Source organism: Gammaproteobacteria bacterium (assembly GCA_013003425.1).
In the GTDB taxonomy this organism is placed as follows: domain Bacteria; phylum Pseudomonadota; class Gammaproteobacteria; order Steroidobacterales; family JABDKV01; genus JABDJB01.
Map to the genome: position 1 here is coordinate 17034 of JABDJB010000017.1, position 13897 is coordinate 30930.

General features: G+C 61.3%; 15 protein-coding genes. 3 read left to right on the top strand and 12 right to left on the bottom strand.

What is annotated here, in order from left to right; translation table 11 throughout:
• Window positions 1-5 precede the first annotated feature (5 nt).
• From HKN06_03250 to HKN06_03265, 4 genes are read right to left on the bottom strand one after another with little or no spacing between them, the layout of a single operon-like run.
• Window positions 6-1097, bottom strand: a complete 1092-nt coding sequence (locus tag HKN06_03250) for a DUF4340 domain-containing protein (GenBank protein ID NNF60329.1) — start codon at window positions 1095-1097, stop codon at window positions 6-8.
• Window positions 1094-2965 (bottom strand): hypothetical protein, encoded by a 1872-nt coding sequence (locus HKN06_03255; protein NNF60330.1) that lies wholly within the window; start codon window positions 2963-2965, stop codon window positions 1094-1096. The genes HKN06_03250 and HKN06_03255 overlap by 4 nt, the downstream gene beginning before the upstream one ends.
• Complete coding sequence (locus HKN06_03260; GenBank protein ID NNF60331.1) at window positions 2965-3699, bottom strand: ABC transporter permease subunit; 735 nt, start codon at window positions 3697-3699, stop codon at window positions 2965-2967. Before HKN06_03260 ends, HKN06_03255 begins: the two co-directional genes overlap by 1 nt.
• Complete coding sequence (locus HKN06_03265) at window positions 3696-4754, bottom strand: ATP-binding cassette domain-containing protein (protein NNF60332.1); 1059 nt, start codon at window positions 4752-4754, stop codon at window positions 3696-3698. The genes HKN06_03260 and HKN06_03265 overlap by 4 nt, the downstream gene beginning before the upstream one ends.
• Here HKN06_03265 and HKN06_03270 point away from each other — a divergent pair.
• Window positions 4753-4992, top strand: a complete 240-nt coding sequence (locus tag HKN06_03270; protein NNF60333.1) for an EF-hand domain-containing protein — start codon at window positions 4753-4755, stop codon at window positions 4990-4992. The two genes, HKN06_03265 and HKN06_03270, sit on opposite strands and share 2 nt — an antisense overlap.
• Here the strand turns inward: HKN06_03270 and HKN06_03275 are convergent.
• The 8 genes from HKN06_03275 to HKN06_03310 form a co-directional block, all read right to left on the bottom strand.
• Complete coding sequence (locus HKN06_03275) at window positions 4989-5840, bottom strand: phosphotransferase (GenBank protein NNF60334.1); 852 nt, start codon at window positions 5838-5840, stop codon at window positions 4989-4991. The two genes, HKN06_03270 and HKN06_03275, sit on opposite strands and share 4 nt — an antisense overlap.
• 13 nt (window positions 5841-5853) lie before the next feature.
• Entirely contained in the window at window positions 5854-6753 is a 900-nt protein-coding gene (locus HKN06_03280) for an exodeoxyribonuclease IX (GenBank protein NNF60335.1), read from the bottom strand.
• Window positions 6754-6772: 19 nt separating this feature from the next.
• A complete protein-coding gene (locus tag HKN06_03285; GenBank protein NNF60336.1) occupies window positions 6773-7381 on the bottom strand; it encodes an HNH endonuclease in 609 nt (202 codons plus the stop codon).
• A 115-nt stretch (window positions 7382-7496) separates the two neighbouring features.
• Window positions 7497-8093 (bottom strand): DUF3106 domain-containing protein, encoded by a 597-nt coding sequence (locus HKN06_03290; protein ID NNF60337.1) that lies wholly within the window; start codon window positions 8091-8093, stop codon window positions 7497-7499.
• Window positions 8083-8310 (bottom strand): hypothetical protein, encoded by a 228-nt coding sequence (locus HKN06_03295; protein NNF60338.1) that lies wholly within the window; start codon window positions 8308-8310, stop codon window positions 8083-8085. Before HKN06_03295 ends, HKN06_03290 begins: the two co-directional genes overlap by 11 nt.
• Window positions 8297-8641, bottom strand: a complete 345-nt coding sequence (locus HKN06_03300) for a hypothetical protein (protein NNF60339.1) — start codon at window positions 8639-8641, stop codon at window positions 8297-8299. Before HKN06_03300 ends, HKN06_03295 begins: the two co-directional genes overlap by 14 nt.
• Window positions 8638-9177, bottom strand: coding sequence for an RNA polymerase sigma factor (locus tag HKN06_03305; protein ID NNF60340.1), 540 nt, complete (start codon window positions 9175-9177; stop codon window positions 8638-8640). Before HKN06_03305 ends, HKN06_03300 begins: the two co-directional genes overlap by 4 nt.
• 54 nt (window positions 9178-9231) lie before the next feature.
• Window positions 9232-9597, bottom strand: a complete 366-nt coding sequence (locus HKN06_03310; protein ID NNF60341.1) for a hypothetical protein — start codon at window positions 9595-9597, stop codon at window positions 9232-9234.
• A 285-nt stretch (window positions 9598-9882) separates the two neighbouring features.
• On the opposite strand from HKN06_03310, the gene HKN06_03315 reads away from it, so the two are divergent.
• A complete protein-coding gene (locus HKN06_03315; GenBank protein NNF60342.1) occupies window positions 9883-12078 on the top strand; it encodes a primosomal protein N' in 2196 nt (731 codons plus the stop codon).
• A gap of 56 nt (window positions 12079-12134) precedes the next feature.
• Window positions 12135-13895, top strand: a complete 1761-nt coding sequence (locus HKN06_03320) for an arginine--tRNA ligase (protein ID NNF60343.1) — start codon at window positions 12135-12137, stop codon at window positions 13893-13895.
• Window positions 13896-13897: the final 2 nt, after the last annotated feature.

Consider the following 13897-nt stretch of genomic DNA (forward strand, 5'->3'; position numbering starts at 1 on the left):
CCAGGCTAACTGCTGTCTTTCAGCAGCTCTTCCATGCGGCGTGCAAAGTAGTCGTACTTGAATTTTGGTATCTCGTACACCCAGCCGCCCAACCGCTGGTTTATCGCCTCGGCTTCCCCGGCAATAGCGCTGACGTCAGGCGCGGGTGGCAACGGTGGCGGTTCCTCACCCTCGGCGGCTTCCGGCTGCGACTGATAGCGCCGCGCCAGCTCGGCGTCTGCCGCCGCTGACAAATTCACGTAGTGCTTGTCGTCGCGAGCCTCGACCGCAGTGTTGATTACCAGGCCGTCGAAAGTGCGGAATATTGCCTGTATCGCAGCAGCCGGAGCTTCGCCAGCCTCAGCAGCCGGTGACACATCGTCAAAACGCAGGTCTTGAATGACGCTGCCGACGGGATTGGCGATATTGTCCCGCTCCAGCTCCCTGCCCGACGGTATTTCAGCCACCTCGAAGTCTGGCTGGCCGAAAGTCGATTTGTAAATTCTCAGCCGGTCGCCGTCCGGGTGGATGATCTCGACTTCGGCGATGCGGGCAGCATTGATGTCTATGAGCTGCTTGTCGAGCCACTGATCGGTTTCGTCGGCGATCGTGATGTCACCGCTGGCCAGCCAGCTGGTCGCTTCGCCGGCCTGGCGCGCGTAGACACCCTGACGGCTGCCTGCCTGGTTGCCGATGATCAGCGCCGGCGCCTCGACACCTTCCAGCTCGATCAGCACACCACCGGCATCTGCAGACTCTATGTCCTGCACACCGAGACGGTCGTAGTACTCGGCATTGGAGGTCTTTTCTTCCACCAGTTCGGACTGCGCCAGTTTCAGCAGTAATTCACGCAAGCCGGCGACGTCAGCGTAATAGCCATGCTTTTCCGCCAGCGTCCAGTGCTCACCTGCCCTGCTCAACGTCGCGATGCTCTGGCCGCCCGGGCCGGTCAGGCGCACCGTGGTTACGTCATTCAGGCTGTCTGCCAGACCAGGCACCAGTTGCGCTCCGGCAGAAGCGGCCATGCCGGACGGTTCGCGAATACTGCTGGTCCACAACGCAGCGACAATCGCGACCACGGCAACAACAACCAGCACACTGAGATGATGCCCCTTCATGCAGCGCCTGCCTTGCGGCGACGAGCAACTGCGGCCGCTACTGCAAATATCACTATAACTGCCGGAACCAGCCCGATATTGATCACCTTGACCATCGTGCCCAGTCGCTCAATGTCCTTGTCGAGGTCACGCCGGACGCGGCGCAGTTCCTTGCGCACGCGTACACGCTCGTCGAGAAAGCGCTGGATCTCCGCGCTTTGCTCGTCGGTCATGATGAGCACGTTGTCGTCGGTGCGGCCGGACTGCAGTTCGGCCAGCTTGTCTTCGGTTACAGTCAGCTGGTCCTGCAGCTCCTGCTCTTTGGCGCGAAACCGCTCGTCGGCCCTGCGCTCCAGTTCTTCAACGCGGTCAAACGGCCGGCGATACGTAGCGCGACTGCGGATGCCGATCAGGTCGCTGCTGCCGGTGAGGTTGTCCAGCGCGTTGATTACGAAATCACCGTTGCCGGCCCATGCCGTTATGATGCGCTGGCCAAAGAAGCTCTGTACGCGCGCCCAGAACTGGTCCCCAAGCAAGTCGACGTCGGCAACAACAACGACATTGATCGGGCCATCAGATGCAGCAAGATGGCCTTCGGTATCACCGTCTCCCGGGGCGCCATCGGCGAACGCGCTTGGCACAGTGCCGGAAACGCGCGCGGCAATGGTGTATTTCTCACCGCTGATACTGAATGCATCGCGCAGCGTTCCGGGGTCGGCGAGGAAACGTACGCGGTCAACCGGGATCGTGCCGGCCTGGTCGGTTGTCTGCATCAGTGGCAGCAACTCCACCGGCGCATCCTCGCGGGCGCTTATATAACCGGCCAGGCCCAGGTTAACGCTGGTCATCCCGCTGGTTACCACATCGTCCTGGTTCAGCTCGTCGGTCGTAAGACCAAGCAGCGCCAGGTGCCGCGCCGGCGGCATGCCGGGCCGGGTGCTGACCTGCAATGCCAGAACGTCGTCGCCGAGCACTTCAGCTGCCGGCACCGCAATGCCCCAGGCGCCGAACAGCCGCTCCAGCGATGAGCTGCGGCTGGCAGCAAACGCTGCGGCGGGGTTGTTCGGGTCCTGCGCCGGCTGATCGATCTCGGCATGCGGGTCGACAAAAACAAGTGCTTTTCCACCGCGCAGGATGAACTGGTCGATACCGTAAAGCGTCTCGTCGCTCAGCCCTTTGGGATGCACCAGCATCAGGACGTCAATCTCTTCGTCGATCGCCGTTACCGTCGGGCTCAGGTCACGCATTTCGAACAGCGAATCGATTTGCTCGTCAATCACCCAGGGCGGGCTGGGCTGACGCGTCTGCGGATTGAAATCGCCGCCCATCGGCAGGCTGCTCATCAGGCCGACAACCGGTTTTTTCGGATTCGCCAGCGTGTAGATTAGCTTGGCCAGATCGTATTCGAGTGTGGCCTCCTTGCTCGGATCAAAGAACGGAATAATCTGTTCGTCACCAACCGAATTGGTTGCGGCAAGGCCCATATAGATGGAAGCACCGCTGGCGGTTGGCAACGCCTGCAGACCGAATTGCGAAGCCTCGTCTTCTTCTTCACTGAACGGCAACGGATCAATCACCCGCAGCCGCAGCTTGTCGCCCGCGTGCTGCGAAAACTCTTCCAGCATTTCACGCACTCTTACCGCGTAGGGTCGCAGCGACGGTGCTGCGCGCGCTTCAGTCTCGGAATAGAAAAAATATACGTTGATGGGCTCATCGATCTTGCGCAGGACATTGCGGGTGCCCTCGCTGATTGTGTACAGCCTGTTTTCGGTCAAATCGAGCCGCTGGCCCCGCAGCAGCACGTTGCTCAACGTTACGAGCGCGATAAAGAGCACGGCGAGCATGGCCAGGCCGGATACGCTGAACAGTTTGTTACGCCAGTCGCCCATCAGCTCGCCTTCTTCATATCAAGCACAACGGCGTTTGCCACCAGGAAAAAGGCTATGACCATGGCGAAATAGACCAGGTCACGCAGGTCGATCACGCCCTTGACGATCGATGAGTAGTGAGTGAGAAAACTCAGCGATGCGACAGCATCGACCAGCGGCTGCGGCAACCAGCCCTGCACAGCGTTGAGCACCAGGTCGTAGCCGGACAGCAGGAACAGGAAGCAAACCGTCACGGTAATAATGAATGCGATAACCTGGTTGCGCGTTACTGCCGAAAGACAGGCACCGATTGCCAGAAACCCGCCGGCCAGCAGGAACGAACCAAAATAGGCCGCCACAATGACGCCGTTATCCGGATTGCCCAGGTAGTTGACCGTCAGCCAGACCGGGAAGGTCAGTGCCAGCGCGATGCCGGTAAAACACCAGGCCGCAAGGAACTTGCCAAGCACCGCCTGCCACAGGGTCACCGGCAGCGTCATCAGCAGCTCGATGGTTCCGGTCTTGCGTTCTTCAGCCCACAGCCGCATCGACAGGGCCGGTACCAGGAACAGGTACAACCAGGGGTGAAAAGTAAAAAACGGCACCAGGTCAGCCTGGCCTCGCTCGTAAAGATTCCCGATCTGGAAGGTAAACGCCCCGGTCAGCACCAGGAAAATAACGATGAACACGTAAGCGACCGGTGTCGAAAAATAACTGGCCAGCTCACGGCGAAAAATTGTCCGCACCTGGTTCATTCCTGTACCCCGCCGGCGGTAATATCGCGGAAGACCTCATCGAGTCGCCCGCTTTCGAGATGCAGCTCGTCAAGCTTCCAGCCGTGCTCATTAGCCAACCCGGTTATTCGTGGTAACAGCAGGGCACCGTCGGCTGGAAATGCGGTGATCGAGTCGCCTTCACCCTCGATTCGCGCAACCTGTTGCTGGCCACGCAAAATATCGCGCACGGCATCAGCCGCGGTACCGGCAGCAACACGCAGCGACACTGCGTTGTGATAACGCGAGCGTGCTTCGAGTGACTGCGGCGTATCATCAGCCAGCAGCTTGCCGTGGGCGATGATGATCGCGCGACTGCAGACCGCATGCACTTCTTCGAGAATGTGCGTGGAAATTACAATGATCTTGTCCGACGCCATCCTGCGAATAAGCTCGCGCACCTCAAACTTCTGGTTGGGGTCGAGGCCGTCGGTCGGCTCGTCGAGAATCAGCACCTGCGGGTCGTGCATGATTGCCTGCGCCAGCCCGACCCGTCGCTTGAAACCCTTGGACAAGGTATCGATTGGCTGGTGTAGCACCGGCTCGAGGTGCAGGCGCGCAATAACATCGTCGAGGCGGGCACGACGGGTGGCGCCCCCGAGCTGGCGCACATCCGCGATAAATTCGAGAAACTTGCGACAAGTCATCTCGGGATAGTTTGGCGCGCCTTCCGGCAGATAGCCGATCACCTGCTTGGCCGCAATGGGCTCCGCCTGGATATCGTGCCCGCAAATGCTGGCGCTGCCCGCCGACGGGGTCAGGAATCCGGCGATCATTCTCATGGTCGTGGACTTGCCCGCGCCGTTCGGGCCGAGAAAGCCCAGCACCTCGCCCGGCCTGACCTCAAACGACAGGTTATCCACCGCCGTGAGATTGCCGTAATGTTTTGACAGTCCGTTGGCCTTTATCACCGCTTTTTTCCGCTGTTGCTGCAGTTGCCGAGGATCGCGAGGGGGCTTTTTATACCGGGTGGAATAGCGATTTTCAAGATCGTCGCACTGTCTCCGGCCGCCGCTCGGCCGTATAATGCCCGGCATGAATCAAATGCCTGCCGACAAGCTACGCGAAATCCGTGAAAGCTTCGAATATTTCGACCGTGACAACAACGGCCATATCGATTTCGACGAGTTCACCGAGCTGCTGAAAGTGATCTCCCCGGAATCAACCGTAAAGCAGGCTGCCGAGGGGTTCTCGATTATCGACACCAACAGCGATGGTCACGTCGATCTCGAAGAGTTCGTCGAATGGTGGCAAACCACCTGGTGGGAGTTCTAGGCCACCGTCAGGGCCTCGATCATCCCCCCGGCCTGGGCGCCATAGCCGCCGCCGAACAGGTTGTAGTGATTCAGCACGTGATAAAGCCGGTATAGCTCGCGCCGCTGTGCCCCGCCGGGCTGGTCCGGCCGCTGCTGCCGGTACGCCGCGTAGAACTCGCGCGGGAATCCTCCGAATAACTCCGTCATGGCGATGTCGCTCTCGGCGTCACCGTAAAATACCGCCGGGTCGAACAGCACCGGCTCATCACCGCAGGCGCCCCAGTTGCCACCCCACAGGTCGCCGTGCAGCAGCGCAGGCCGAATGGTCGCGCCGTCAAAAAAACGCTCCAGCTGCGCGCTCAGGCGGGCGCCGGATTGTGCCAGCCGCGTTGCCCCGCGCCGTGCCGCCAGCTGCAGCTGAAAATCCAGCCGGTGGCGGCGGAAAAATTCGACCCAGTCGGTGCATCGCGTATTGATCTGCGGGGTGCTGCCGATGGTGTTGTCGCGATGCCAGCCGAAGTAGTCGCGTTGCAGGTTGTGCAGTTGCGCCAGCGCACCGCCCAGGCGGGTCGCAGCAGCGTTATTGCCGCCGCTCAGCTCGACAAATTCCAGCGCGAGAAATGCGCGATCCTGATCACGGCCGCTGCATTCCACCCGCGGCACCCGCACCGCATTGGCCTCGTGCAGCTCCGCCATGCCCTCGGCCTCGGCAAGAAACATGTCGTAGCGATCGGCAGTGTTGAACTTGACGAACCACCACCCGGCGCTGGTATCGATGCGCCATGCTTCGTTTATGCTGCCGCCCGCCACGCGGCGTGCGCTGCCGGGGTGGACCTCAATGCCACGCTGGCCCGCCGCGTGCCGCACACCGGCCCACATTTCAGCCGTTCACCAACCGCTTTGCCTGCAGTCGCAGCGCGTCGCCTATATCCAGTTCGTCGTAAAGAGACTCGAGCATCGCCAGATCCGGCTTGCTCCAGCGCATGCTGCGCATCGTATTCTCGACCGGTGCGTCGCGCGCTACGCCGGTAAGCTGGCGCGACAAACGCGCCTTTTCCTCGTGTTGCGCCAGCCGTGCGCCGAGTTTTTTCGCGCCGCGCACCGGCACTTTCGCCACCTCGTCGAGGTTTTCATAAACCGAATCGAGCGTATCGAAGTATTGCAGCAGTGCAATTGCCGTCTTCGGCCCCACTCCGGGCACACCCGGGATATTGTCGACACTGTCGCCGGCAAGCGCTAGAAAATCAGGAATCTGCTCGGCCCGCACCCCGATCTTGTCGACGATATCGTCGTATCCATAGCGGCGGTTTGCGGCGTAATCCCAGTATTCGTCGCCGCTGCGAATCAGCTGGGCCAGGTCCTTGTCGCGGGTAACCACAACAAAGTTTTTTGCGCGCTCTCGCAGGCTGTACGCCAGGGTGCCAATGATGTCATCGGCCTCAAAGCGCTCATCTGCATAGCTGGTAACACCCATCGCTGCCGTGACCCGCTTGCACTGGCGAAACTGCCACATCAGGTCTTCCGGCGGGTCCTCCCGGTTAGCCTTGTACTCCGGGTAAATATCGTTGCGAAAGGACGTGTTGATGCTTTCGTCGAACGCGACGACGATATGCGTCGGCTGTGCCCGTTCCAGCAGGTCACCCAGGAACCGCGCGTAGCCATACACCGCATTGATCAGGTTTCCGGCGCCATCAACCATGTCGGCAGGGATCGAGTAGTACGCCCGGAACACATAAACGCTGGCATCGACTAGATAGATCACGGTGGCAGGATGCGGCATCACTGCCGCTGCGGCAAGCTCAGACCAGCGCGGCGACTTTTTCCAGGATACGGGCGCGCAACGGGCTGCGCCGCGGGATGTGGGCCAGCAGATATTCCATCTGGTCGGCCAGCACCCGCCGGCCCTTGAGATAGATGTACTCGGCATAGCTGGGGGTAAACGGCACAGCCAGCAGTTTCATGTTGGCCTGCTCCGGTGTACGCCCGGCCTTGTGGTTGTTGCAGCGGCGGCACGCCGTAACAACATTGGTCCAGGTATCCCGGCCTCCGGCAATCAAGGGTGTCACGTGATCGCGTGACAGCTTTGACGACAGGAAATGCTCGCCACAGTACATGCACAGGTAGGCGTCACGCTTGAACAGCGTGTGGTTATTCAGTGGCGGTGTGTAGTTGCTGCGTGCTTTGCCCAGCACGTGCGTATTGCCCTGGGTGGCAATGATGGAGTTGACGTCGATGGTGCTGCGGCGGCCGGTGTTGGCGTTGACGCCGCCACGCAGGCGATAGAGCAGCGACCCACAGGAGTAGGCAACCTGCCGCGTGTGATAGAGACGCACGGCATCGCGGTAATCGATCCATTCCAGCGGCATGCCGGATATGTCGAGTCGCAGAACCTGCTGTCCGAGATCCATTAATCGTTCTCTGCGCCGGTCATAGGACCGACGACAGGCTTATGTTCCTGAAATCTCGTCAGAAAATCAAACAGGCACCGCGTCCGGCCGGTAGTTATGTCGCACCCTCAGGCTATTACCGCTCCGGGAGGTCTGGCGGTGGCCGGCGGTCGCCGCGGTCCATTTGCCGACGGCGCTCAAGTTGCCTTTGTCGCTCGATCTGGCGGCGACGATCCAGCTGCCGGCGCCGTTCCAGCTGCCGGCGCCGTTCCAGTTCACGGCGTTGCTGTAGCTCGCGCATGAACTTGCGCCGCTCTTCGGGCGACATGCCCTGGTACTGGTCGCGCAGCCGGCGGCGCTGTTCGGGATTCATTGCCTTGAATTTGCGGAAATTCTGTTTCAGTTTTTCCTGCTGCTCCGGAGTGAGATCACGAAATTCCCGGAACCGGTCACGAATCCTCTTGCGCTGCTCGGGTGTCAGTCTGCGCCATTTGTTGAACCGCTTGCGTGCCTGGCGTTTTTCATCCGCTGTCATCCCGGACCAGCGACGTGCTCCGGCCAGCAGGCGGTCGCGCTGCTCGTCGGCCATGTCATCCCAGGTATCTGCATGCCGCTTCAGCACCTGCTGCTCCGGGTGCTCCAGGTCGTCCCAGTCGGGCGCGGCATGAACTGCCGCTGCCAGCAGCAGTGCTGACACCAGACAAACTGTCGCCAGCATGCGCCTAATCTTCATTGCCATCGTCTCGTTGCTCGTCTTCATCTGTTTCACACGCGTCGTCGCCCGGCAGACCCCCTTCCGGATCACAGGCCTCGCTCCATGCCTCATCCCAGGCGCCGAGGAACTCCAGGAACTCGTCATCCGGCAAGTCCTCGTCTGCCACCAGCCCGGCCGGCAACAGCACGACGCAGGCGACAATCGCTATTGCGGCGAGGCTGTTAGCCCGCATCACCAGCGGCATCCAGCCATTGGTAAAACTCCAGCTCTTCGTACAGCTCGAAACTCTCCTCCGCCAGCAGGATTTCCATGTCCAGCTCGCTGTCATCCGCTGCCGCGACCGGCAATGCGCCATCGCCCGGCAGCTGCTGCAGCAGCAACACGGCTGCCAGCAGCGCCGCCGCTGCGCCTGTGGCCGGCAACCAGTAACTCCGCCCGCCGCCATGCTCCGCCGCATCCAGTACGGCACGGCGCCGGCGCGCCAGCTCGTTACGTGTCTGCTGATCGACCTGTGTTGTGCCACGCTTCAGTTTCTTGCTGAGGTCTTGTTCAAACCTGTCTGTCACGGCCAGTGTTCTCCGAGTTGTTCGCGCAATGCATGCACTGCGCGTGAATAATGCGTCTTGACGCTGCCCTGCGAACAGCCCATCGCGGCCGCCGTAGCAGCGACACTCAGCCCTTCGACCATACGCAACAGCAGTGCTTCGGCCTGTCGCGGCGCCAGCGTCATTATTGCAGCATCCAGAGCGTCCATGGCCCGATCCAGCGCCACCTCTTCTTCAGGGCGACGTGATGCCGGATCGGCCAACGCCGCCATCGGTTCTTCGCGCGAATCATCGTCGTTCTGCTGCAGCCACGACAGGAAGCGGTTGCGCACGGTGCTGCGACGCTGCACGTCACGCACCCTGTTTGTAAGAACACGGTAAAACAGCGGCTGCCATTGCTCGGCAGGCTTGTCAGCGTAACGACGTACCAGCTGCATCATCGCATCCTGCACCACGTCGAGCGCATCATCGCGATTACCGAGTCGGTACAAGGCAATGCGGTAGGCACGGGTCTCGACTCCCGCAAGAAATCGCTCCAGTTCGGCTCGGTTGTCCAGTCACGCCTCCCTTGCGCGGCCCTGTTCCCCGCAGGCCGCATCATTCTAGCCCGCTCACTGCTGCCGGCGGCTGTGGCGATCGAGCCGCTGGTTAATGCGGTCCCCGCGCCGGTCCAGGCGACGCTCGGCGCGATGCCCGCGCCGGTCCAGTTGCCGGTCGATGCGGTCGCCGCGACGGTCCAGCTGCTTGGCCAGGTGCGGACGATCGTTGCGCTCGGCGCGATTGGCGGCCCGGTCCAGTCGCCGGTCGATACGATCGCCACGGCGGTCCGCGTGATGCTCGATACGATCACCACGCCGGTCGAGCTTGCGGTCAATCCTGTCGCCAAGCCGGTCCAGGTCGGGACCCTCATGTGCTGCAGCGGTACCGACGGCCAGAAGCGCGACCGCAGCGGCGGCTAAAATCCAGTTGCTTTTCATTGCTAAACTCCCGTTTTCAAACGTCGTGTGGGTATAACGCACGGGCAGCAAATGCGTTGACACGCGCGCTTTATGCACAACGCCAGCGTTTACATGGCATTACGCTGATTGCCTCAGTCGTTATGTCTGGTAATGATCTCTAACTATCTGATTCTTAATCACAAGCCGGGCAGATCAAAAATTGAGCAAGTCGTACAAAGTACCCCGTGAGCACCGCTCGCAGGGCCCTTTGCCCCAGATAATCCACAGCGCTATCCACAGCTATTGTGGAAAAGTCGGCGGCACATGACGCGACCAAACCACATTGTGCGGGTGGCATTAAAGACGCCTGTCGATCACTTGTTCGATTACACGGCACCAGCAAGCGGGCCAACGGCAGCGGGCACCCGCGTACGCGTGCCGTTTGGCCGTGGCAACAGCATCGGTGTCGTCGTCGAGACTGACGCCCACAGCAGCGTCGCGCCTGAAAAGCTGCGGCCAGTCACTGCGGTGCTGGACGAAAAACCCCTTCTTGATGAGACGCTGATCAGCCTGCTGCGCTGGGCGGCGGACTACTACCAGCACCCGCCGGGCGAAGTATTCGCTGCCGCTCTGCCCGCCCTGTTGCGACAGGGCCGCGCCCTGGACGAAACCACCGATGCATGGCGCTGCAGCGAGGCCGGCCCGGATATCGACCACGATGCCCTGCAACGCCGCGCGCCGCGGCAGGCTGCCGCGCTGACCCTGCTGGGAGCAATCGACAGGCCGGTAACTGCCGCAACGCTCGACGCTGAGCTCGGTCGCGGCTGGCGACCGATTGTCAGGAACCTGGAAAAAAAAGGCTGGGTGCGGCGCGTCGAGGTACCAATTGCCAATACGCTGGCTGCCATCCCGGCCAGCGAAACGGGGCGGAAGCTCACCCGGCACCAGCAGACCGCCGTCAACGAGATCCGCGCTGCCAATGGTTTTGCAGCGTTTCTGTTGTACGGCGTAACCGGCAGTGGCAAGACTGAAGTCTATTTGCAGTTAATCGATGAACTGGTTGGCGCCGGCGGCCAGGCTCTGGTGCTGGTGCCGGAGATCGGCCTGACGCCACAGCTGGTCGAGCGCTTCCGCCGACGGCTCGGCGGCACGATTGCGGTAATGCATTCGGGGCTTAACGAGTCCGAGCGGCTGGCGGCGTGGCGTGCGGCCGCCGACGGCAGTGCCGATGTCGTGGTAGGCACACGCTCGGCAGTATTCGTGCCGCTGGCCAGGCCAAAGCTGATCGTGGTCGATGAAGAACACGATACGTCTTACAAGCAACAGGAGGGGTTTCGTTATTCGGCCCGTGACCTGGCCGTGTTGCGCGCGCAGCGCCATGGCATCCGGGTTGTGCTCGGCTCGGCAACGCCGTCACTGGAAAGTCTGCACAACGTCAGCCAGGACCGCTATCGCCAGCTTGAGCTTCCAGCGCGACCCGGCGCCGTGGCCATGCCAAAGATGCGGCTGATCGACATGCGACGCGAACCGGTCGACGCCGGCTTTTCGGCATCGCTGGTCGCCGCAATGCGCGAACACCTGGCCGCGGGAGACCAGGTGCTGCTGTTCCTCAACAGGCGTGGTTTTGCACCCGCCTGGTTTTGCCCTGAATGCGGCTGGATATCGGATTGCCGGCGTTGCGATGCGCGCATGACCCTGCACCGCGCCATCAACCGGCTGCGTTGCCATCACTGTGGCAGCGAAAGAGCGCCCGAAAAAACGTGCCCCGAATGCGACAGCGAACCCCAGCCGGTCGGGCTCGGCACGCAGCGCGTGGAGGAGACAATGGCGCGCCTGTTTCCCGAACACGCTATTGCGCGCATCGATCGTGACAGCACACGACGCCGTGGCACGCTCGAGCAGATGCTCGGCGAAATCCATGCCGGCCAGCGACAGATACTCATCGGCACACAGATGCTCACAAAGGGGCATCATTTTCCCGGCGTGACGCTGGTCGGCATTGTCGACGCTGACCAGGGGCTGTTTGGCACGGACCCACGCAGCAACGAGCGGCTGGCGCAGCTTGTAATCCAGGTTGCCGGTCGTGCCGGGCGCGCGGAAAAACCAGGCGAGGTCCTGGTCCAGACGCAATACCCGGAACACCCGCTGCTGAACATGCTGGCTACGGAGGGTTACACGTGTTTCGCCGCTGCCGCCCTGGCTGAACGCGAAGCCACCGGCTGGCCACCGTATGCAGCGCTGGCATTGCTGCGCGCCGACGCCAGTGATGAGCAGCTTCCGCTTCGCTTCCTGGCAGCCGCCCGTGAGCTGGCTAACCCGCCTGCAGGTGTGCGCCTGCTCGGCCCTGCTGCCGCACCGATGCCCCGTCGCGCGGGGCGTTACCGGTCGCAACTGCTGATCCAGGGCGCGCGCAAGCCGCTGCACATTTTTTTGCAGGGTTGGAAAACAAAGCTCACCGGGCTTCCTGATGCGCGCCGGATCCGCTGGTCGCTGGATATTGACCCGGTTGAGCTGTTCTAAAACGTAACCTTTCGACCCCGCTGCATATGCACGCTTGGTGATAGACTTCCGTCGCCATGAAAGACCACATCGCACAACTGGTTACGACCGCGCTGCAGGCACTGGTTGCTGATGACAGCCTGCCCGCCGATACGGAATTGCCTGCCATAAACATCGAACGAGCGCGCGATGCCCGGCATGGCGACTTTGCCAGCAATATTGCGATGGTCATGGCCAGGGCGGCACGCAGCAATCCGCGCCAGCTGGCCGAGCGCCTGGTGGCTGCATTACCTGCGTCGGAGCTGGTGGATCGCATCGAGATTGCCGGACCAGGTTTTATTAATTTTCACCTGAGCCGTGATGCGAGGTTCGCAGTAATCCGGCGCATCGTCGAGCGGGGCGAACAGTTTGGCTGCAGTGACATCGGCAACGGTCGACCGGTGCTGGTCGAGTTCATCTCGGCCAACCCGACCGGCCCATTACATGTTGGTCATGGTCGCCACGCAGCATACGGGGACAGCATCGCAAACCTACTGACGGCCACCGGCCATGACGTTCACCGTGAGTACTACGTGAACGACGCGGGCCGCCAGATTGATATCCTGACGGTCAGCCTGTGGCTGCGTTACCTTGAGCAGGCCGGTGAGCAGCTGGACTTTCCCGGCAACGGTTATCGCGGCGACTACCTGCTGGATATTGCCGGCGTCCTCGCACGTGAGCATGGGAATGACTTCGTGCGCCCGGCTGCTGACGTATTCAATGACGTTCCGGCTGACGGCGACGGCGATGCCAGGGAACGCCATATCGATGCGCTGATTGCGCGGACAAAAGACCTGCTCGGCGATGACTATGCCCTCGTGGCCGGCGTTGCGCTCGACGCGGTGCTCGACGATATCCGCGACGACCTTGCAGAATTCGGCGTCGAGTTCGACAACTGGTTTTCGGAACGTCAGCTGGTTGAGCAGGGAATGGTCGAACAGGCGCTGGAGCAGCTGCAAAAGCACGGTGACCTGTACGAGAAAGATGGCGCCACCTGGTTTCGTTCCAGTGCTTATGGGGACGAAAAAGATCGCGTTGTAATCCGCGAGAACGGGCAGCGCACATATGTTACCCCGGACATCGCATACCACCTCAACAAGAGACAACGCGGCAGTGACTTGCTGCTTGATGTGCTCGGCGCCGATCATCATGGCTATGTGGCCCGCGTTCGCGCCGGGCTGGAAGCACTCGACCAACCCGCCGATTCGCTGGAGGTCCGGCTGGTGCAGTTCGTTTCCCTGTATCGCGGCGGGGAGAAAGTGCAGATGTCGACTCGCTCGGGGCAATTCATAACGCTGCGCGAGCTGCGCCGTGAAGTAGGCAATGATGCGGCACGGCTGTTCTATGTCATGCGCTCGAACGATCAGCATCTGAACTTTGACCTTGACCTTGCCAAATCAAAAACAGAAGAGAATCCGGTCTATTACATCCAGTACGCCAACGCGCGGGTATGCAGTGTCCTGCGCACGCTGGCAGAACGTGACTACGAAATTGATATGCAGATGGGGCTGGACAGCCTTGCAAAGCTGGAAAGCAAGCAGGAAACCGAGCTGATCGCAGAGCTCGATCGTTACGCCGATGTTGTCGAGCTGGCAGCAGCAAACCGTGCGCCGCACCATCTGGTGCACTACCTGCGTTCACTCGCCAACCTGTTCCACACCTGGTACAACGCCGCAAGGTTCATTGTCGATGATGATGCCGGGTTGCGTAACGCACGCCTGGTGCTGGCGTGTGCGGCACAGCGTGTCATTTGCAACGGGCTTGCGCTGCTCGGCGTCAGCGCGCCGGAAACCATGTAACG